General features: G+C 63.8%; 21 protein-coding genes and 1 riboswitch. Of the genes, 16 read left to right on the top strand and 5 right to left on the bottom strand.

The genetic code is table 11. The features are described 5' to 3' along the window. Positions 1 to 555 precede the first annotated feature (555 nt). The 10 genes from ABY44_RS05885 to ABY44_RS05840 all read left to right on the top strand — a co-directional run bounded on the left by ABY44_RS05885 (position 556) and on the right by ABY44_RS05840 (position 9,250). The gene (locus ABY44_RS05885) at positions 556 to 1,809 is read left to right on the top strand and encodes an MFS transporter (RefSeq protein WP_060171584.1); all 1,254 of its coding nucleotides are present in this window, start codon (positions 556 to 558) and stop codon (positions 1,807 to 1,809) included. Between the two features lie 151 nt (positions 1,810 to 1,960). After that, a complete protein-coding gene (locus ABY44_RS05880) occupies positions 1,961 to 2,890 on the top strand; it encodes a LysR family transcriptional regulator (protein WP_027789807.1) in 930 nt (309 codons plus the stop codon). A 115-nt stretch (positions 2,891 to 3,005) separates the two neighbouring features. Then, positions 3,006 to 3,500, top strand: coding sequence for a hypothetical protein (locus ABY44_RS05875; RefSeq protein ID WP_027789806.1), 495 nt, complete (start codon positions 3,006 to 3,008; stop codon positions 3,498 to 3,500). A 38-nt stretch (positions 3,501 to 3,538) separates the two neighbouring features. After that, entirely contained in the window at positions 3,539 to 4,558 is a 1,020-nt protein-coding gene (locus ABY44_RS05870; protein ID WP_060171583.1) for a hypothetical protein, read from the top strand. A 44-nt stretch (positions 4,559 to 4,602) separates the two neighbouring features. Then, the gene (locus tag ABY44_RS05865; RefSeq protein WP_027789804.1) at positions 4,603 to 6,069 is read left to right on the top strand and encodes an aldehyde dehydrogenase family protein; all 1,467 of its coding nucleotides are present in this window, start codon (positions 4,603 to 4,605) and stop codon (positions 6,067 to 6,069) included. A gap of 8 nt (positions 6,070 to 6,077) precedes the next feature. Next, positions 6,078 to 7,145 carry a maleylacetate reductase gene (locus ABY44_RS05860; protein ID WP_431640951.1) on the top strand — a complete coding sequence of 356 codons (1,068 nt, stop codon included), beginning with the start codon at positions 6,078 to 6,080 and terminating at the stop codon, positions 7,143 to 7,145. A 27-nt stretch (positions 7,146 to 7,172) separates the two neighbouring features. Next, positions 7,173 to 7,310, top strand: a complete 138-nt coding sequence (locus ABY44_RS05855; RefSeq protein ID WP_155637450.1) for a hypothetical protein — start codon at positions 7,173 to 7,175, stop codon at positions 7,308 to 7,310. 5 nt (positions 7,311 to 7,315) lie between these two features. After that, on the top strand, positions 7,316 to 7,627 hold the full coding sequence (locus ABY44_RS05850) for a YciI family protein (protein ID WP_021160030.1): 312 nt from the start codon (positions 7,316 to 7,318) through the stop codon (positions 7,625 to 7,627). Positions 7,628 to 7,630: 3 nt separating this feature from the next. Then, on the top strand, positions 7,631 to 7,966 hold the full coding sequence (locus ABY44_RS05845; protein WP_059692768.1) for a Rieske (2Fe-2S) protein: 336 nt from the start codon (positions 7,631 to 7,633) through the stop codon (positions 7,964 to 7,966). Between the two features lie 195 nt (positions 7,967 to 8,161). Continuing rightward, positions 8,162 to 9,250, top strand: coding sequence for a porin (locus ABY44_RS05840; RefSeq protein WP_060171577.1), 1,089 nt, complete (start codon positions 8,162 to 8,164; stop codon positions 9,248 to 9,250). 45 nt (positions 9,251 to 9,295) lie between these two features. On the opposite strand, the gene ABY44_RS05835 is transcribed toward ABY44_RS05840, so the two are convergent. Beyond that, on the bottom strand, positions 9,296 to 9,955 hold the full coding sequence (locus tag ABY44_RS05835; RefSeq protein WP_060171575.1) for a glutathione S-transferase family protein: 660 nt from the start codon (positions 9,953 to 9,955) through the stop codon (positions 9,296 to 9,298). Positions 9,956 to 10,078: 123 nt separating this feature from the next. On the opposite strand from ABY44_RS05835, the gene ABY44_RS05830 reads away from it, so the two are divergent. The 6 genes from ABY44_RS05830 to ABY44_RS05805 all read left to right on the top strand — a co-directional run bounded on the left by ABY44_RS05830 (position 10,079) and on the right by ABY44_RS05805 (position 16,132). Next, entirely contained in the window at positions 10,079 to 10,894 is an 816-nt protein-coding gene (locus tag ABY44_RS05830) for a helix-turn-helix domain-containing protein (RefSeq protein ID WP_060171573.1), read from the top strand. A gap of 203 nt (positions 10,895 to 11,097) precedes the next feature. Next, positions 11,098 to 11,910, top strand: a complete 813-nt coding sequence (locus ABY44_RS05825; protein WP_060171730.1) for a hypothetical protein — start codon at positions 11,098 to 11,100, stop codon at positions 11,908 to 11,910. 276 nt (positions 11,911 to 12,186) lie between these two features. Then, positions 12,187 to 13,209 carry a hypothetical protein gene (locus ABY44_RS05820; RefSeq protein ID WP_196487972.1) on the top strand — a complete coding sequence of 341 codons (1,023 nt, stop codon included), beginning with the start codon at positions 12,187 to 12,189 and terminating at the stop codon, positions 13,207 to 13,209. Continuing rightward, positions 13,206 to 14,696, top strand: coding sequence for a phenylacetate--CoA ligase family protein (locus tag ABY44_RS05815; RefSeq protein WP_049098425.1), 1,491 nt, complete (start codon positions 13,206 to 13,208; stop codon positions 14,694 to 14,696). Before ABY44_RS05820 ends, ABY44_RS05815 begins: the two co-directional genes overlap by 4 nt. A 183-nt stretch (positions 14,697 to 14,879) precedes the next feature. Next, positions 14,880 to 14,983, top strand: a riboswitch (SAM-I-IV-variant riboswitch). A gap of 42 nt (positions 14,984 to 15,025) precedes the next feature. After that, positions 15,026 to 15,364: a hypothetical protein gene (locus ABY44_RS05810; protein ID WP_148668956.1), complete on the top strand. Its 339-nt coding sequence runs from the start codon at positions 15,026 to 15,028 to the stop codon at positions 15,362 to 15,364. A gap of 174 nt (positions 15,365 to 15,538) precedes the next feature. Beyond that, positions 15,539 to 16,132 carry an NTF2 fold immunity protein gene (locus tag ABY44_RS05805; protein WP_155637855.1) on the top strand — a complete coding sequence of 198 codons (594 nt, stop codon included), beginning with the start codon at positions 15,539 to 15,541 and terminating at the stop codon, positions 16,130 to 16,132. A 350-nt stretch (positions 16,133 to 16,482) separates the two neighbouring features. On the opposite strand, the gene ABY44_RS05800 is transcribed toward ABY44_RS05805, so the two are convergent. The 4 genes from ABY44_RS05800 to ABY44_RS05785 form a co-directional block, all read right to left on the bottom strand. Further along, entirely contained in the window at positions 16,483 to 18,930 is a 2,448-nt protein-coding gene (locus tag ABY44_RS05800) for a heavy metal translocating P-type ATPase (RefSeq protein ID WP_081072725.1), read from the bottom strand. Between the two features lie 214 nt (positions 18,931 to 19,144). Further along, positions 19,145 to 19,411, bottom strand: coding sequence for a DUF5676 family membrane protein (locus tag ABY44_RS05795; protein WP_060171563.1), 267 nt, complete (start codon positions 19,409 to 19,411; stop codon positions 19,145 to 19,147). 71 nt (positions 19,412 to 19,482) lie between these two features. Then, on the bottom strand, positions 19,483 to 20,139 hold the full coding sequence (locus ABY44_RS05790; RefSeq protein ID WP_060171728.1) for a methyltransferase family protein: 657 nt from the start codon (positions 20,137 to 20,139) through the stop codon (positions 19,483 to 19,485). Next, on the bottom strand, positions 20,123 to 20,377 hold the full coding sequence (locus ABY44_RS05785) for a DUF2933 domain-containing protein (RefSeq protein WP_081072726.1): 255 nt from the start codon (positions 20,375 to 20,377) through the stop codon (positions 20,123 to 20,125). Before ABY44_RS05785 ends, ABY44_RS05790 begins: the two co-directional genes overlap by 17 nt.

Genomic DNA, 20,377 nt, shown 5'->3' with positions numbered 1-20,377 from the left:
CGTGTCCGCTTGACAGCAGTTTTGCCGTTTTCAGTTTGATAGTGTGGAAGGCGGTTTCCGTCACGGCTCGCCATGGTCAACTGCATAAGCGCGAAGATTCCGGAGCGCGAGTCAAAGTCCACCACGATAGAAGATCGAAAACGCATCTTTTGTCATACGAAATGTGTTGACCGCACGTATCGCCGGCCTGCGCGCACCACGCGTGAACGGGCCAGTCCCCGGTCGCCCGGATGTCCATGAGGGATTTCCCCCGAGACGCACAATCGCGCGTCACTTCAACCCCACGACCGATCTCTCCCCGCCTTCCCGCCGTCACTTCCGCCCGCCGCCGCCGATTATTTGCATATCGCGAATGGCGCGTTCGCCGCGCGTTCGATACCCGATCCCCGGCGTTGCACCTATCGTTGTGCCGTCGGCTGGCCGGATTCGATATGTCGAACCGGAACGGCAGCCGGCGCTTCCCGGCGATTCACATCGCACACAAAAACCATCGGACCTGGCTGATGCGCAGGCGCTCCGTCGCGCGCAGGCGAACCTGTGTCCACGGAGACGGAAATGAAAGCAAACGAGTGGGATACCTCCTATGAGTGGAAGGCGGTCACGCTGCTGGCGCTCGGCTTCGGGCTGGTCGGCCTCGACCGCTGGCTGATCGCGCCGCTGTTCCCTTCGATCATGAAGGACCTCAACCTGAACGCGCAGGACGTCGGCAACTGCATCGGCGTGCTCGGCCTGTCGTGGGGCATCTTCGCGGCGCTGATGGGCGGCATCTCCGACAAGGTCGGCCGCAGGAAGGTGCTGATTCCGGCCATCATCGCGTTCTCGCTGCTGTCGGGCTTCTCGGGGCTCGCGGGCGGGCTGCTCGGGCTGATGGCGATTCGCGGCCTGATGGGTGTCGCGGAGGGCTCGTTCTGCCCGACGAGCTTTGCCGCGACTGCCGACGCATCGCATCCGCGGCGGCGCGGGCTGAATCTCGGCCTGCAGCAAAGCGGCTTCGCGCTGTTCGGGCTCGCGCTGTCGCCGATCATCGCGACGCAACTGCTCGGTTTCGTGTCGTGGCGCTGGGTGTTTGCGCTCGTGGCCATTCCCGGCCTGATCCTCGGCGCGATCATGTTCTTCGTCATCCGCGAGCCGAAGGTCACGCCGGCCGTCGCGTCGGAGCATGCACCGGCATCACTCGGCCATGTGCTCAGGAGCCGCAACATCCTCGTGGCGATGGCCGCACTGTGCTGCGCGATGACGGGCGTATTCGTGCTCGGTGCGCTGCTGCCGCTTTACCTGACCGACTACCTGGCGCTCGGCACGCAGAAGATGGGCCTCGTCGTGTCGGCGATCGGCTTCGGCGGCTTTCTCGGGCAGTTCGGGCTGCCGGGCCTGTCCGACCTGGTCGGCCGCCGTCTCGCGAGCATCGTCGGTTTCGCGGGGACGGCCGTAATGCTCTATCTGTTTCGCGGCCTCGGCCCGGAGCCGTTCGCATTGTTCGGGGTGCTGTTCGTCGCGTCGTTCTTCACGCTCGGCCTGGTGTCGCTGTTGTCCGGGCCGGTGGCGACGGAGGCTGCGCCCGTCGGGCTCGTGTCGACGTCGATCGGCGTGGTGGTGGGCGTCGGCGAGATCTTCGGCGGCGGCATCGCGCCGGCGCTGGGCGGCTATGTCGCCGCACACTTTGGCATCCAGAACATTCTGTGGCTGCCGATGTGTGCGGTCGTACTGGGCATCCTGGTCAGCCTGCTGCTGAAGGAAACCGCGCCGGCCGTGCTGCAGCGCCGCGTAGCCGTGCAGCCGGAACTGGCGGCCGGCGAGCAATCGCGGTAACGCCCGCGCAGGCAGTGCAAGACAGTGCGTGCGGTAGGCGGCGTCGCCGGCGATTGACATCGATTGGGTGACACAGTGACGCCTCCCGCATGACACAGCCCGATATCCGCACGGGTAGACTGCCGGTTTCGCTGTCGAAAAAGGGCGCGGCATGGACCGGTTTCTGAGCATCGAGGCATTCGTCAGGGTGGCGGAGGCGAGCAGCTTCGCCGAGGCGGCGCGGCAGCTCGGCGTGACCAGCTCGGTCGTGACGAACCGCATCCAGCAGCTCGAGAAGTTCGTCAACGCGCCGCTGTTCCATCGCAGCACCCGCCACGTGCGCCTGTCGGAAGTGGGCGAGGCGTTTTATCGGGAGTGCGCGGAGGTCGTGGGGCGCGTCAACGAGCTGACGGACCAGATGCGCGAGCTGCGCGCCACGCCCACCGGGCGGCTGCGCATCCAGATGCTGCCCGGTTTCGCCCTCGATCACTTCGGCGCGCCGCTGATGGAATTCAACCGGCGCTACCCGGGCATCCAGATCGACGTCATCGTCAACGACCGCGTGGTGGACCCCGTCGAAGAAGGGTTCGACATCGCGTTCCAGATCTTTCCGCCGATCTCCGAGTCGCTGATCGAACGGCGGCTGTTCACCGTCAGGCGCCTCTTTTGCGCGTCGCCCGCCTACCTCGCCGCGCATGGTGCGCCACAACATCCGCGCGACCTGCTGCAGCACACGACCGCGCTGTATTCCGGCTACCCGTCGCGCAACCGCTGGACGATGACGCGCGGCGACGAGGTCGTCGAAATGGAGCTGCCGGGCATGATCCGCTCGAACTCCGTGCACCTGCTGCGCGAGTACGCGCTGACCGGCGGTGGCGTCGTCTGCCTGCCCACGCTCGTGGCGAGCGATGCGCTCGTCGCGGGCCGCCTGGTACCGATCCTGACCGACTATCAGCTCGCGCCGCTGAGCTTTGCGGCCGTTTATCCCGCGACGCAGCGACAGGCGCTGAAGGTGAAGGCGCTGGTCGAATTCCTCGCGGACCATATCGGCGACGAATCCCCGTGGGATCGTCCCCTCCTGGAGCGCGGCTGGGTGCGTTGAACCGCGCGGATTATTCGCGAAACGCAAATGCCGTAATCGCCGTCCGTTGCCTTGTTGCTGCTGTGCGTTGCCCCTAGAGTTGAATCCAACAAGCAGTTCAACTCAGGAGACAGCAATGACCGACACGGCATTCCACACCGTCTTTGGCTCGCTCGACCATTACCGGAAGGGCGAGATCGAAATCACCAGCGGCAGCGCCCGCCACTACGCGTTCTCGAACGTGTTCGAGGTCGCATCGAAATCGGCGCCGTATGAAAAGGTCGTCGCCGGCAAGAACCTCGAATACGTGATCGAAGTGCTGCGGACCGACGGCCAGTCGCCGTGGTTCGCGTGCCCGCACGACGAGTTCGTGATCCAGATGGACGGCGAGGTCCGGATCGACTTCATCAAGCTCGATTCGCCGCCGAAGTCGGGGCGCGGCACCGTGAGCGCCGGCGCCCAGCCGGCCGGCCGCAAGATGGGGTATGTCGTGCTGCGCAAGGGCCATCAGGCGCTGCTGCCGGCCGGTTGTGCATACCGCTTCACCGCGAGCCGGCCGGGCGTCGCGCTGGTGCAGACCGTCCTTGGCGAGCTGTCCGTGGAGAAGTGGGCCGAAATCTGCCTGCACTGATTCGTCCGACCTCATTCGACATTCCCAGGAGACACGTTATGGCCACCCTCGACACCCTCGACCTTTCCACGGGCTTTGCCGCCGATCTGGTGCGATCGACCGAAGCCGATGCCGTCACCGGCTACCGCCGCTTCCAGCTCGGCGAATTCGCGTTCCAGCGCGACGAATACTTCGTGAAGATCAGCTGGCCCGCGAAAGGCCGGACCCGCACGCATGCGATGCCGGCGGACGCGTTCCTGCGCGCGATGATGCGCGACGTGGCGTGGGGCTTCTTCTACGGCTGGGTGAATTTCGACCACGTGTTCGGCACGCGCAATCACTACGGCACGGTGGACGTGTATGCGGGCACGTTCAACGGCATCCTGAAGGATGCCGGCGTCGACTACACCGAGACCTTCGAAACGCCCACGATCATGGCGACCTTCAAGGCGATGCTGCACGACTGGACGAACGAAGGCTTCGATCCGTTCGCGGCGCCCGAGGAAACGGGCACAGCGTTCGGGCGCAAGCACGGCGACAACGGCGCGGCGATCGAGCGCACGCGCATCGCGACGCGCCGCATGCCGGGCCTCGAGGGCGACTCGCCGCTGCGCGACGACCTGCCGGTCAACCGCGCGTTCCTCGACGTCGCGCAGGACGAACCGGAAGTGCATGTCGAGCCGGGCTTCGAAGGCGAACTGCACGCGTTCAACCTGTTCAAGTACCTGTCGCGCTCGGACGTCACGTGGAATCCGTCGGTCACGTCGGTCTGCGGGCGCAGCCTGTTCTGTCCGACCACCGAGGAATTCATCCTGCCGGTGTTCCATGGCAACGACCGCGTCGAATGGTTCCTGCAACTGTCCGACGAAATCGTGTGGGACATCGGCGACAAGAACACCGGCGCACCGCGCGCACGCGTCACGATGCGCGCCGGCGACATCTGCGCGATGCCCGCCGACATCCGGCATCAAGGCTATTCGACGAAGCGGTCGATGCTGCTCGTCTGGGAAAACGCGACGCCGGACCTGCCGCAACGCTACGAGAGCGGCGAGCTCGCGCCGTATCCGATCGCGTTCTGAGCAACGCAAACGCTTCCGCTTCAGCCCTGTACCGAGGACGATTCATGCAAACCCAACTCTTCATCGACGGGCGTTTCGTTGACGCCGTCGACCGCGGCACGATCGACGTGCTGAACCCGCATGACGGCTCCGTCATCACGAAGATCGCGGCAGCCGACGCGGCGGATGTCGATCTCGCCGTCGAAGCCGCCGCGCGTGCGTTTCCCAAATGGTCGGCCCTGCCGGCCGCCGAACGCGGCCGGTTGCTGCTGCGCCTCGCCGACGCAATCGAGGCCAACGCCGACGAACTGGCGCGGCTCGAATCGCTGGACACCGGCCACCCGATCCGCGATTCGCGTGCGCTCGACGTGCCGCGCACGGCCGCCTGCTTCCGCTACTTCGGCGGCATGGCCGACAAGCTGCAAGGCTCGGTGATTCCGGTCGAAACCGGCTTCCTGAACTACGTGCAGCGTGCGCCGATCGGCGTGGTCGGCCAGATCGTGCCGTGGAATTTTCCGCTGATGTTCACGAGCTGGAAGATGGGCCCGGCACTCGCCGCCGGCAACACCGTCGTGCTCAAGCCGTCGGAAATCACGCCGCTGTCGACGTTGCGCATCGTCGAGCTGATGGCCGAAGTCGGGTTTCCCGCCGGTGTCGTCAATATCGTCCCCGGCTACGGGCATACGGCCGGCCAGCGGCTCGCCGAACATCCGGGGGTCGGCAAGATCGCGTTCACGGGGTCGACGGCCACCGGCCGCCGGATCGTCGAAGCGTCGCAGGGCAACCTGAAGCGCGTGCAGCTCGAACTGGGCGGCAAGGGCGCCAACCTCGTCTTCGACGATGCCGACCTCGACGCGGCCATCAACGGCGCCGCATGGGCGATCTTCCACAACCAGGGGCAGGCGTGCATCGCCGGTTCGCGTCTCGTGCTGCACGAACGCATCGCGGATGAATTCCTCGAGCGATTCGTCGCGCTCGCGTCGTCGATCCGCATCGGCAACCCGCTCGACGCCGATACCGAGATGGGGCCGCTGACCTCGAAGCAGCACCTCGATCGCGTGCTGTCGTACGTCGACGTCGCACGCGAGCAGGGCGGCCGCGTGCTCACGGGCGGCAGCGCGCCGCAGGACCCGGCGCTCGCCGGCGGCTACTACGTGCGCCCGACGGTCATCGAAGCGAGGAGCGCCGCCGATCGCGTCGCGCAGGAGGAAGTGTTCGGCCCGTTCGTCACGGTGCTGCGCTTCGGCAGCGACGACGAAGCGCTGGCCATCGCCAACGCGACGGAATACGGTCTGGGCAGCGGCCTCTGGACGAAGGACCTCTCGCGCGCGCACCGGATGGCATCGCGGATCAACGCAGGCATGTGCTGGATCAACTGCTACAAGCGCGTCAATCCGGGCAGCCCGTTCGGCGGCGTCGGCAAGTCGGGCTATGGCCGCGAGATGGGCTTCGAGGCCATGCACGACTACACGGAAGCGCGATCGGTGTGGGTCAACGTCGACGGCAACGTGCCGCCGCACTTCAAGCGCTGAGGTTTTCCATGGATCGCTTCGTCTATCAGGGCACGCCTTCCCGCGTGGTGTTCGAATGGGGCGCACTCGCGAGGCTGCCGGACGAGCTGTCGACGCTCGGCGCCCGCCGCGCGCTTGTCTTGTCCACGCCCGAGCAGCGGCCACTCGCCGAGCGCGTGGAGGCGATCCTGGGCGAGCGTGCGGCCGGCATCTGTGCGCAGGCGGTCATGCACGTACCGGTCGAGGTCGCGCATGCCGCCCGCGAGATGGCCGGCGAGCTGGACGCGGACTGCTGCGTCGCGATCGGCGGCGGCTCGACGATCGGGCTCGGCAAGGCCATTGCGCTCGAGTCGGTGTTGCCGATCCTGGCCGTGCCGACGACGTACGCCGGCTCGGAAATGACGCCGATTTTCGGGCTCACGGAAGGCCGGCTGAAGCGCACCGGGCGCGACGCGCGCGTGCTGCCGCGTACGGTGCTCTACGACCCGTCGCTGACGGTGACGCTGCCGCCGGACATTTCCGCGGCATCGGGCATCAATGCGATGGCGCACGCCGTCGAGGCGCTCTATGCGGAAGACGCGAACCCGGTGATCAGCCTGATGGCGGAAGAGTCGATCCGCGCGCTCGGTGAAGCGTTGCCCATGATCGTGCGCGATCTGGAACACCGCGCGATGCGCAGCCGCGCGTTGTACGGCGCGTGGCTCGCCGGAACCTGCCTGGGCGCGGTCGGCATGGCGCTGCACCACAAGCTGTGCCACACGCTCGGCGGCACCTTCAACCTGCCGCACGCACAGACGCACGCGGCGATGCTGCCGCATACCGCGCACTACAACCATGCCGCCGCGCCCGATGCGCTGCGCCGCGTGGCGCGCGCCTTGGGCGGGAACGACGCAGCCGAAGCCGGCCCGCTGCTGTTCGCGCTGAATGCGCGGCTCGGCATCGCACCTGCGCTCGCTGACTTCGGGATGCCGGAGAGCGGTCTCGACGAAGCGGCCGACCTCGCCTGTCGCAACCCGTACGCGAACCCGCGGCCGATCGAACGCGCGGCGATTCGCGCGCTGCTTCAGGATGCATGGGAAGGACGCGCGCCGCAGTGAGCGGCTCGCGCGTCAACGGAGACAGACATGAGCGATGACCACCATGACGGCGATGCCGGGTTGACCGGGCAGGTTGCCGCCGGCTTCGACGGCACGCCAGGCGCGCGCCTGCGCGTACGGTGCCTGGTACGGCCTCTTCGCGCGTTCGTCCTCGACCGGAGTTGATCGACATGGCGCGATTTTTTGCGGTGTTTGCGACGGATCAGCCGGGCATGCGCGACGTGCGCGACCGCATGCGGCCGATTCATCGAACCTACCTGCGCTCGGCCGACCAGCACGGCGTGGTCGTGCGGCTCGGCGGGCCGACGCTGGACCCGCACGGCGACGCGATGAACGGCACGCTGCTCGTCGTGGAGGCGGACGACATTCACGCGGTGATGCAGTTCGTCGGCAACGATCCGTACGTGAAGGAAGGGCTGTTTTCGCACGTCGAAGTGCGGCCGTGGGACTGGAGCCTCGGCAATCCCGAGCAGCGGGTGTGAGACATGGAAGCCCGACAACTCTGCCGTTTTTCCGATGTGCCCGACGGCGGCGCGCGGGTCGTCGACGAGGCCTGCATCGGACGTCCCGTGATCGTCGTGAGACGCGGCGGGCAGGTGTGGGCGTATGTGAATCGCTGCCCGCACTTCTCGGTGCCGCTCGATTTCGTCCCGGGTAGCGTTTCCTGTTACCGGTCGCAGGTGTTGATGTGCGCCCATCACAGCGCGCTGTTCCGGTTCGACGATGGCGTGTGTATCGACGGGCCTTGCTCGGGTTCGGCGCTGGAGGCCGTGACGGTCGAGGTGGATTCCACCGCGTGGATCGTCCATCGGGGCGCTTGATTCGGGCGCTTCGACGAGTACGAGCGGGGCGGGTCGATGCGGCGGTCATCGAATTGATCAATCAGTCGAGCTAACCATGGTTCAGGCGTTGTTCGATTCCGCCTGAATGAACGCAATTTCCTTTGAGGCACCGAGCGAGCACCCGCCACGTAGCGGGTGGCGGCCTCGCATTTTCATAAAAAAGACGGAGACGACATGAAACTCAGGTTTGGAGCAGTGGTGATGCTTGCCGTGGCGCACGGCGCATGGGCACAGAGCAGCGTGACGATGTTCGGTCTGATCGATGCAGGCATTTCTTATGTCAGCAACGAGGGCGGCGGAAAGAACGTCAAGTTCGACGACGGCATATTCGCGCCCAATCTCTTCGGCTTTCGCGGGACTGAAGACCTCGGTGGCGGGTATCGCGCGACGTTCGCGCTCGTGAACCAGTTCTCGATGGCGAACGGCGGCATCATCGGGACGGGGATTTTCGGCCGCAACGCGTATGTGGGCCTCGAAAGCAACCGGTTCGGCAGCATCACGCTGGGCAACCAGTACGACTTCATGGTGGATTCGCTCTTTTCGAAGGGCAATGCGATCGCTCGGGATATCTCGGGGCTGTACGGCTTTCGCAATGGCCCGTTCCAGCGTCTCGCGCTGCCGGACAATCCGACCGGTGCGTTCGATTGGGATCGCACGGCAGGCAGCAAGCCGATCGCGAATTCCGTCAAGTACAGTTCGCCGACGGTCGCTGGTTTTTCCGGCGGCGTGATGTACGCGTTCGGCGGGGTGGCCGGCTCGGTCGGTGCGGACAATGCGGTCAGCGCCGGGGTGAACTACGAGGTGGGGGCGTTCGGGGTCGGTGCGGCCTACACGAACGAGAAGTACGGTCCCGCGCCCGGCGTGCCGTCCACCAGCGTGCGCAACTGGGGTGTCGGGATGCATTACGACTTCGGTGCCGTGACCGCGAGTGCGCTGGTGACGACCGTGCACAACGCGTTCAACGATGCCGGCGTGTGGATGGCGGAGACCGGCGGGCTGTGGCACATCAGGCCGGATGTCGTGCTGGGCGCGAAGTACATGTACATGAAGGGCAACGAAGCGGTGAACGACAACCACGCGCATCAGGTCAGTGTGGCGCTTCAGTACCTGTTTTCGAAGCGGACGATGGTTTATGTATCGGCCGACTACCAACGCGCGAACAGCGGCGCGAATGCGCAGGTCAACGGCGTGCTGGATCCGAACGGGGCTTCAGGTTCTGCGAACCAGACGGTGGCGCGGGTGGGGCTGCATACGGTGTTTTGACGGGGCGGCGGGCGGGTCCGGGGCCAAGGTCGGCCCGCCAACGGATTACCCTGCCGCTGCGGCCGCCTCTTTGGCCTTGTCCTGTTCCGCCGCCAGCGCGGCATCTGCCGCCTGCGCGCGCTGGATGGCCGGGCGCGCAAGCACGCGATCGATGTAGGCGCGAATGCGCGGCGTCTCGGGCACCAGCTTGAACATCGTGGTCCAGTTCAGCGCCGAGCCCCACAGCACGTCGACCGCGGTAAAGCGCTCGCCCAGCAGGTAAGGTCCCTTCGCCAGTTGCGCATCGATCGTGTCGACGACGGTATCGAAGTCGCCGTAGGGCGACGTCGAGTAGGCCGCCGGCGGGCGATTCATCGATCGGTCGACGAGGGCCGGCTCGAAGCACGAACCGTAGAACGTCATCCAGCGCAGATAGGGGCCGCGCAGCGAATCGCCCGGCGCCGGCGACAGGCCGGCTTCCGGATACAGTTCCGCCGCATACATGTAGACGGCCGCCTGCTCGGTGACGATCACGTCGCCGTGACGCAGCGCGGGAACCTTGCCCAGCGGATTGATGCGCAGGTATTCGGCGTCGCGGTGTTTTCCGGTGGAGAGATCGAACGCGTGCAGTTCATGGTCGGCGCTCAGTTCCTCGAGCAGCATCCGCACGCCGGCCGAGCGGCTACGCGGAGAGTGGAACAGGGTCAGGTGACGGTCTTGCGGCATGGCGGGCTCCGGTGGGTGCGTTCGTCGGCAGGGATTCGAATGTAGGACGGTTGCGCACCCTCGTCTTGGAAAAACCCGCTGCGGCGGTGCATCATTGCGCCTTCACCTCACCGGTTCCCGACCATGGCCGACCTGCGTAACGTGACCGACACGCCCAAGGGCGTGGTCGGCCCGAAGGCGATCAATCAGCGCTTCCGTCTCAATCGTTATCACCCGCGAGCCGAACTGGCCGGCGTGCTGGATCACCACTGGATCGTCGAATGGGATCTGCGCGGCCAGCCGCCTTACGTGCAGCGCACACTGCCGTATCCGTGCGTGAATGTGGTGTTCGACCGGCGGCAGACGGGGATCTTCGGTGTGGTGTCGGGGGCGTTCGAGACGACGCTCGCGGGCGCCGGCAGGGTGATCGGCTTGCGGTTCCGGCCGGGCGCGTTCCGGGCGTTTTTCGGCAAACCGGTGCATCTGACGACCGACAAGGTGCTGCCGGTGTCGACGCTGTTCGGCTGCGGCGATGCGGAAGCCGAAGCGGCCGTGCTCGACGCCGGGGACGATGCCGGGATGGTGGCGGCGGCCGAGGCGCTGCTGTTGCGGGTGCTGCCGCCGCCCGATCCGCAGGTCGAGCGTATTCATGCCATCTTGCAGATGCTGCAGCAGGACATCGGGCTCACGCAGGTGCGCGACCTGGCCGAGCGTGCGGGGTTGAGCGAACGCACGTTGCAGCAGCTCTTTTCCAGCCATGTCGGGGTGACGCCCAAATGGGTGATCTGTCGTTATCGCCTGCACGAAGCCGCGGACAAGCTCGCGGGCGGCGAGGCGGTCGATCTCGCGGAGCTGGCCCAGGCGTTGGGGTATTTCGATCAGGCGCACTTCACGCGCGACTTCCGGAAGCTGGTGGGGAAGGCGCCGGCGGAGTATCGGCGCGAGGACGGGCGGGGATGAGTGTGCGGATTCCTGACGGGGGCGCTGCGCGTTTCCCGCCGGTTGTTGTCGCCCGGGCAACACGGTAGTGTGTCCGTTGGCCTGCCGCCGTGCCGACGACGAACCTATGATGGGCGCGCCGGCCGTCCGTGAATATCAAACGGCGGGTGCGTTGCCGATCATTCCACCCTATAGTGCACGTCGTTGAAAATCAGGAGTTCGTCGTGTTTTACCGGAAATCCACATTGGGTCGCTCGAACTACGCGTGCATCGTCGCCCTGGCGATGATGCTGGCGCCGGTCGCGGCGCATGCAGCGGCCGAGGCTGCGGACGGCACGGCGCGCGTCGCGTCGGCTGTCCATCCCGACACGTCGCCGGCACGACCGATTGCCGGCGACGACCCGGTTGCAATCCGGGACGCACTGAAGAAGCTGCACATCACTACCCTCTCACCTTCGTTGCGCGACCGGGTTCGCGGCCTGGTCTCCAGCGCGGTCGACCGGCGTGGCCCGAATCCCGACCTGGCGTCCGTCGATCTGGATCGTGACGTGACGTTCGTGGTACCGGTGCGGTACGGGCTGAGGTACTCGTCACGCCGGCACCTGTTGACGCTGGACGTCGACCTGTTCGACGCAGAGCGCAACGACCGGACGGGCATCCTGCTCAGAAAAGTCACGACGGGGCCGCGAGGGCGCGGGCTCGTGATTGCACCCGAAGCGAAGGCGAAAGGGTACATCCAGCACGTCGACATCATCGAACTCGATTCCGGCCAAGGCAAAAAGACCGCGATTCGTAGCCGCATGCGGCTATCGCCCGCCGAGCACGCACGAGCGAGCGGCGAATTCGCACTCGTTTTCTCCGGGCGGCTGGTTCGGCCTTACCTGACGGAACAAACCGAGCATGTCGATCCGAGTATCGACGAGCCGACCGACATCACGACGAGGATCTCCACGTTGCACATGGATATCCATGACATCTCGCTGGTGAGTGAGTCGAGCGGCATCGTCGTGTCGAAGAAGCTGCACTTGTCGAAGTAGCGGGGTTCTCGAGCGGGGCTTCGACCGGCCACGAGGCTCCGCATGTGACGGCGGACGATGCTACGGGGCGCGGACGGTTGTGTCGCAGCCGATCTGCCGCCCGGGCATCCGTGAGGCTGCCTCGGCCCTCATGTAAGATGCGCACAGCTTCACCCGGTCTTGAGAGGGGCCGGTTCTCGCGCCACAACGGCAATCAGCCGCACAACAACAAGGAAGCCACGAGAAATGCCGGGGATTCCCACGGAAACCTTTACTGTTTGGCACACGATCCTGTCCGTGGCCCGACACGCACCGTCGCCGCACAACGTTCAGCCATGGCGGGTGCAACTGATCTCGGACGATTGCGCCGAGCTGTTCATCGACGGCACGCGCACGCTACCGAAAGAAGACACGACCGGCGCGTTCCTGTTGTCCGCGATGGGCATGTTCATCGACGCGATCGATCTGCTCGCGGCACCGCATGGCTTGCGTGTCGAATGGCAACTGCATCGCCCGGTGCAGGAATTCGCGGCCATCCTGTCCCGGCCGACGCCGCCGGGGCTGATTCCGTTCGCTGCGTTGCGGCTCATCGCCAACACCAATGCGGATGCGTCGCGCGACGATCCGTCTGCGCTGATGCTGGCGCGCCGCACGTCGCGTATTTCGATGGACCCGACACCGGTGCCGGATGCCGCCGTCACGCAACTGGCGGCGCTGGCCGACGAATGGGGGCATCGATATACGCATCTGTCGGGTGCGGAACTGATCGAGCCGATCATCGCGGCGAACATCGACGCCGTGTTTCATGACATGAACGTCGCGGACTACCACGACGAGATCACGGCCTGGTTCCGGTTCACGGAACGTTCGACTGCCCGACATCGCGACGGTCTCGACTGGCGCTGCATGAACCTGTCGCGCGCCGAGTTCTGGATGTCCGCGCGTCTGTCGAAGATCCTGATGTTCAAGCCGACGCGCTTCTATTTCAAGCGCCGGTACCGGTCGCAGCTCGGCCATGTTCCGGCGATCGGCGTGTTGAGCGGCGATTTCTTCAATCCGGAGAAGGCGATCGAGTCGGGCCGCTTCCTGCTGCGCTTCTGGCTGGCGCTGACGAGCCTCGGCCTGTACCTGCATCCGTACGGCAACCTGGTCACGAACCCCGACGCCGCCGCGTGGTTCAGCACGCATGCCGGGGTCGACCGCGCATGGCTCGTGTTCAAGGTCGGCTACTCGCGTACGCCGCCGCAAAGCCAGCGCAGGGCGCTTGCCGACATCCTCGTCGACGCGCCGGTTCCATCCCATTCGCCGCAATCCGCATGAACACGCTCATTCGCCTCTTTCTCGAAGCCGTTCTCTGGACGCTCTGGTTCCTTCGCCGCGTGATCAGCGTCGACGGACGTCTCTATGTGTTCCTCAACGCGCCGATTTTTCAGCCCTATCTGGCTTATGTCGGCCGCATGCGCGCCCGCGTCGCGTTCCTCAAGGCGAGCACGTCGTGCCCGGCCTACATCGAGTTCCTGAAGGCCGAAGGCTACAAGGCCGGCGGCAAATGGCGGCTGGCGGACCTGCCCGCCATGACCAAGGAGAATTACATCAAGCGCTATTCGATCGAGCAGCGCTGCTACGGTGGTGCCATTCCGAAGTCGGGTGTCGTCATCGACGAATCGTCGGGGTCGACGGGGCAGCCGAACAACTGGGTGCGCAGCGCGGCCGAACGCAGCGACGTCAAGCGCATCCTGCAACTGAACTATCAGCTGGTGTTCCGCGACTCCGGCAAGATGCTGCTGAACTGCTTTGCGCTCGGGCCGTGGGCGACCGGCATGAACGTGTCGATGTCGCTCGTCGACGTCGGCATCATGAAGTCGATCGGCCCCGACAAGGCCAAGCTGATCAACACGCTGAAGCTGTTCGGGCCGAAATACCAGTACCTGATATTCGGCTACCCGCCGTTCATCCGCTCGGTGGTCGACGAATGCGATCTCGACCTGAGTGCGTACCACATCGATTTCATCGTCGGCGGGGAAGGGTTGTCGGAAGCGTTGCGCGACCATCTGCTGCGCAAGGCGAGCACGGTGATCTCGTCGTATGGCGCGTCGGACCTCGAGATCAACATCGGCGTTGAGACGCCGACGACGATCGGCCTGCGGCGTGCGTTGCTCACGCGGCCCGAGCTGTGCCGCGAGCTGTTCGGCCGCGATACGCCGCCGATGATCTTCCAGTACAACGCGCTCGATTACGTGATCGAAACGAATGACGATGGCGAACTGCTGGTGACCATCGGGCGGCAGTCGGGCGCGGCGCCGAAGATCCGGTACAACATTCGCGATTCGGGTGGGACGTATCGATTCCGCGAGCTGAACAGGCGTCTGTCGGCGCATGGCATGCGCCTGCAGGATTTTGCCGCGCGGACCAGCCATTTCCCGTTCCTGTTCGTGTACGGCCGCAACGATTCGAGCGTGCCGTTCTATGGCGCGAAAGTGTTCCCGTCCGACATCGAGCAGGTTCTGTCCGCTTCGCCGGTGCTGCATGACGCGATCAGCACGTTCCAGCTCGCGACGACCGAGGATGCGCAGTTGACGAGTTTCCTGCACCTCCATCTCGAACGGGCGTTGGGCAGTGCGCCGATGCCGCTCGACGATGCGGCGCTGCACGGCGAGATGGTCGAGGGCATGAAGCGCGTGAATCAGGATTTCCGCGAGGTGTCGAGGCTGTTCGATCCGAAGCAGGTGGTCGTGCATCTGCATGAGCACGATACGGGGCCGTTCAAGGGGCGGGATATTCGGATCAAGAACAGGTATATCGCGTGAGGGCGTAGGTTTCGGGGTGGTTGGAGGGCGGTGAGGAGGGCTGACACAGCTCTTCCTGTCGCGTCGCTTACAAGGGCTGGATCGGTGAGGTCATCCGGCTAGAGTGCCGCTCTCCCGACACTTCTTGCGCTACGCGTGCTTTTCGATATAATGAACCATCGTTCGGAATGTCGAACGAGAGAAATCAAGCATCCAGAGTCGGGTTATCCGACGCCAACCTGCCCTCCCGGGCAAGGTGGACGCCCTCGAGGCGATGCGGCCGATTTACGGCAACGAAACGGGAGCAGCATGGCTGGCACCGGTTCGATAACCACTCAACCGGAGCAATCATGCGCCAGGATACCGCTGCTTCCCGCCAGACCGTCTGTGAAGACTGGTCGCACCTCCTTCCCGGTTTCACGCTCACGCATACGGTTCATCTCGTTTCGGGATTGAATCCGGGCATCGTGTCGACAGCGGCTGCCGTACTCGAAGGCGAAACCGCCACGGTCGACCGGTGGGCCATCGCCCGCTGTGGCGACGTTCTCGAGCAAAAGATCGTTCTCGGGGAAATGACGGAAGGGCAAGCGGTTCGGCTGCGCGATCGACTTGCCGCGCTCGATGGCGTGCTGCGCACGAGGATGGAGCATCATTTCGTTCGTGCCGGTTCGGCCGCCTCCGGGAATTGACCGGAGGGTGTCCGTCAGGCGATGCATGGTCGTTGCCGCCGTTCGGCTGATGTTGGTGCCAAATGAAAGCGCTCTGCGTCGCGTGCACATTGGACGTCACCGGAATTTTTCCCACGGCCGCCCTTTGATCGCCGCGCGGCCAGTGCCAATTCATTGAACATTTCCGAGAGACTTGTGCGGAGCGAAGTCGAGCCGCCTGCTGCTCGTTGCGCGCGTCCCATTCCGCAAGCATGCGACCGACTCAAAGGCCCGCCGACCCTGCACGGTAAGATATCGACGGGCCTGCTGCCGGCTCCCTGGTTGGTTGTGGGCGATATTCTCAATCATGAGAGATTGAAGATGACGGATGATGATTTTGTGCGGGCGCGAACGGCATTGAGATCATTCATGTCGGAAATGAATCATTGGGAAAAGGATTTTTATAAGCAGAAGCGCAATGCCTTGGAGGGCGGGCTCGACGTATCGGAAGTTGACGAGTGTGCTCGGAAGGCGCTTTCGGGAATTTTCGAGAGATGGACATTGCAGGATAAGACAAACCAAGGTCGTCTGATTGACTTGGGTTGCTCGGATCCGCCGACATACGACCCTGAAACTGACGTTGAAGATGGCGTGGAATCCACCGGTGGAGAGGTGGTTTTCATCATTCGTCAAACCGTCGGGATGTTGGCGATATTCCGAATCACCATGAAGAACGACGCGGGCGAGTGGAGGGTGAGAAAAAAGGAATTCGTCAATTTTAAGGACAAGTGGCAGCGGTCAGTGCTGTAGCGAGCGCTACCCGACCTGCTGTTCCGGTTCGGTGTCGTTCAAACCGGCGCGCCTCCCGAGGTGCGGGAGAACCGGATGAGAAACTGCTTGCAAGGGCAGGTGGTGCTTCAATCGCGTATGGTGATGCGCCATCGTGGAATCGACCGTCGTGTAGAGGAGGTTTGCTTTAGGGTCCGGCTGCGGATTCTCCGGAGAGACTGCTGGCGATCCGCCTGGTCGAGGCCATGGAGACGCTGTTTAATTCCAACCCCCCTGACATCTATCTTCAGTCCGTACGAGATTCACAAAGCGAGCGGTGGCAAGGTTTCATTAAGGAAACAGTCCGAAAGGCTCGCATGCGGTATCGCCGCTCAAACTTTGGCGTTACGCAACCTCAGCGCGTTCGAGATGACAGACGCGGAACTCAAACTCATCGCAAGCGCCGCGATCATCGGCGACAGCAGCAATCCTGTGAACGGGTAAAGTACCCCGGCCGCCAACGGAACCCCAAGCGCGTTGTACACGAACGCGAAGCCGAGGTTTTGCTTCATGTTCGCGACCGTTGCCTCGGACAGCTCTCGCGCTCGTGCGATGCCGCGCAAGTCGCCTTTGACGAGCGTCACTTGCGCGCTGCTCATCGCCACGTCCGTGCCTGTTCCCATGGCAACGCCGACATCGGCTTTCGCGAGCGCCGGGGCGTCGTTGATGCCGTCGCCAGCCATCGCCACAACATGCCGGGCCTGCTGGAGCTTCGTCACCAAGTCGAGCTTGTCGGCCGGTTTGACCTCGCCGTGATATTCGTCGATACCGAGTCTCTCGGCGACGGCCTTGGCCGTTACCACCCCATCGCCGGTCGCCATGACGACTCGGATGCCGTTCTCCTTCAACGTCGCAAGCGCCTCCGGCGTGGTGGCCTTGATTGGGTCGGCGACCGCAAGCAAACCGGCCAAACGGCCATCGACTGACAGGTACATGACGCTCGCACCTTGCGCTCGCATACGGTCTGCTTCCTTCGCTAGCGACTCGACGGACACCTGGTCAGTCTGCATGAGCGCGGTATTGCCCAACGCCAGCCGTCGACCGGCGACCAGCCCGCGCACGCCGATGCCCGTCACGGATTCGAATTTTTCCGCTCGGTCCAGCTGCCCCCCTTTCTCGCGTGCCGCAGCGACGATTGCAGCCGCGAGCGGGTGTTCGCTGCCTTGGTCGAGACTGGCGGCCAGGTGAAGCACTTCATCGGCCGAGTGTCCGTTCGTTCCGACAGCCCGCTCGAACGCAGGACGCCCTTCGGTCAGCGTCCCGGTCTTGTCCACAATCAGGACATCGACCTTTCGAAAATTCTCGATGGCAGCGGCGTCCCGAAAGAGAACCCCCGTGGTAGCACCTTTGCCGCTCGCCACCATGATGGACATCGGCGTCGCGAGCCCCAACGCGCATGGACACGCGATGATGAGCACTGCGACAGCGTTGATAAGGCCAAACACCCAGCTGGGCTCCGGCCCGAATATGCCCCACAGGAGGAATGTCAGAAACGCGACGCTGACGACCCCGACGACGAATACTCCCGCAACCTTATCCGCCATCCGCTGCATGGGCGCGCGAGACCGCTGAGCCTGCGCGACCATCTGCACGATTTGCGAGAGCACAGTCTGCGAGCCGACCTTCTCCGAGCGAATGACCAGACTGCCCGTTGCGTTCATCGTCGCGCCAATGACGTGGTCGCCGACACGCTTCGTGACCGGAATGGGCTCGCCTGTAATCATGGACTCGTCCAACGAGCTCGTGCCGTCAGTCACGACACCATCCACTGGGACTTTCTCGCCTGGCCGCACCCGAAGCTGGTCGCCTACATGCACGTGGGACAACGGAATGTCTTCCTCGGAGCCGTTCGGGTTAATGCGGCGCGCCGTCTTGGGCGCGAGCCCCAGTAGCGCCTTGATGGCTGCGGACGTTTGCGAGCGGGCCTTAAGTTCGAGCAATTGTCCGAGTAGCGTCAGCGAAATGATGACTGCCGCAGCTTCAAAATACACGCTGACTCGGCCGTGCATGCTGTACGTTTCAGGAAACACACCGGGGAAGATGGTGGCGATGACACTGTAGATATACGCCGCACCTGTTCCGAGCCCGATGAGGGTCCACATGTTGGGGCTGCGGTTCATGAACGAACGCGCGCATCGCGCGAAAAACGGCAGGCCTGCCCACAAGACGACCGGCGTCGACAGAATGAATTCGACCCAGCTCTCGCTGCGAACATCCATCAATTCGAAACGATGGCCGAACATCGCCAGGACGAACACTACGATGGTCAGTGGCAGCGTCCACCAGAATCGACGTCGGAAATCGACCAATTCGGGATTTTCGCCTTCGTCAACGCTGGGCAGAATCGGTTCCAGTGTCATGCCGCACTTTGGACATTGCCCGGGATGGTCCTGGCGAATTTCCGGGTGCATCGGGCACGTGTAGAGGGTGCCCCCGGGAACTGCTTGCGGTTGCTCAATGGTCGAGGGCTCGACGTACTTGGACGGCGCAGCCTGGAATTTCGCCAGGCAAGCCTCGCTGCAGAACGTGTACCACCTGGCATGGTGTTCGCAGCGGAAGCGTGACGCATCGGTCACCGTCATTCCACAGACCGGGTCGCGAAGTGAATCTGCGCGATGAACGTGTTCTTCCTGAACCTGATGGTGATGAGTATGCGCGTCGCGCCTATGCTCGGTGGAATGGGCATGCTTGTCCGTCTCACGAGCGTGAGATTCGTCCGATGCCCCGTGCTCGGAAATCCGTGGGTGATACAGCTTGTCTTCGCCGGATTGGCCGCTCATTTGACGCTCCTTTGAGTACCCGTTCCACTTCCATTGGGGGCCGTTGCCCCGCGCGTTCGATATTGGCGTAACGGCGGTGCCGCGAACGGTGAGTCCCTATTGTCAAGTCGGGGCACGCCGGTGACGACGCTTCGATGTGTTGAGCGATAGCGCGGAGCAACGTTCATTCCACGCTTTTCCGTTGCAGGGGGATGGGCAGGCGTACGGAATTGCGTCAATTGGGTTCACTCAAGCGGTTGTGTAACCACGCGAAGAAGACGCCGGCTGCAAAGAACCAGACCGCGAACACAAAGGCCGGGTAGACAACAAACCACCAGGACAATGGCTCGCCCGTCTGGAGACGCCGGAAATCGAGTCCGTGAAAAAGTGCGTTCATGAAGTTCATGAACGGTTCGGGAAGTGCCATCCATACGAGCGTGCATAGGACATAGAAGAGCACAACCGTGGCCGAGAGCGTCACGCCAGTCTTGAAGGGCTTCATGCCAGCCTCCTCATCCCGGAAGAGTGCGATTGAGTTCGGCGGCAGCGCCAGCTACGGGGAGCCGTCTGAAATCAATGTACTCGAGCCGGGCGTTTTCCGAACAAGTTCGGCACGAAGCGCGGCGTGTGTGCCGCGTATTCACGCCACGCAGCGCCGAACCGTGCCTCCGAATCGCGCTCCTCTTGTCTGGCTAGTCGAACGTACATGAAAACCAGAACAGGAAACATGGCCAAGGTCACGAGCGTGGGCCATTGGAGCAGGAAGCCCAGCATGATGACGACGAATCCGACGTACTGGGGATGTCGGATCTTCGAGTAGGGCCCGGTGGTGGCCAACTCGTTGTTACGCTGAGCTTCATACAGTACGTGCCATGCGGTGGACAACAAGTAGAAGCCGCCCAATATCAGGAAGAAACTGAGGAGATGCGGAAGTCCGCCATGCGGGTCGCCGTGTCTGCCGGTCAGGGTCCACCAGAGGTGTCCAGCGTCGTGCGACAGCAAATTGGCCTGGGGAAAGCGCGTCTGCAACCAACCCGACAGCAAATAGATGGTGAGCGGAAACCCGTACATCTCCGCGAATAGCGCGACGATGAAAGCGGAGAATCCACCGAACGTTCTCCAGTCCCGCTTTGTTGCCGGCTTGAAGAAGCTGAACGCGAAGATGATGAAGAACAGAGAATTGATAGCAACGAGGCTCCACAGCCCGTAACCGTCACCGATGCTGGTCATGACTGTCTCCCGAATCGGGGCGCCCATCGGTCGATTTTGTCCCATGATGCCCGTGCCCATGGTGCATAAACAGATGCATCAGCGGGCACGAGAGCAACAGCAAATAGGGCAACACGCCAAGGAAATGGGCGCGATGTTCCGTGAGTAACAGGAAGAGTGCGATTGCAGTGAAGCCTGCGAGCGCAATGGCCGACCGCGATTTCCAGAACGACCGACCAGCATGCGGACTGTCATCCAT

The sequence above is a fragment of the Burkholderia sp. ZZQ-2 genome (assembly GCF_050768715.1).
GTDB classification, from domain to species: Bacteria; Pseudomonadota; Gammaproteobacteria; order Burkholderiales; family Burkholderiaceae; genus Burkholderia; species Burkholderia cepacia.
The sequence above is the reverse complement of the archived record's forward strand: the minus strand, read 5'-3'. Positions and strand labels throughout refer to the sequence as shown.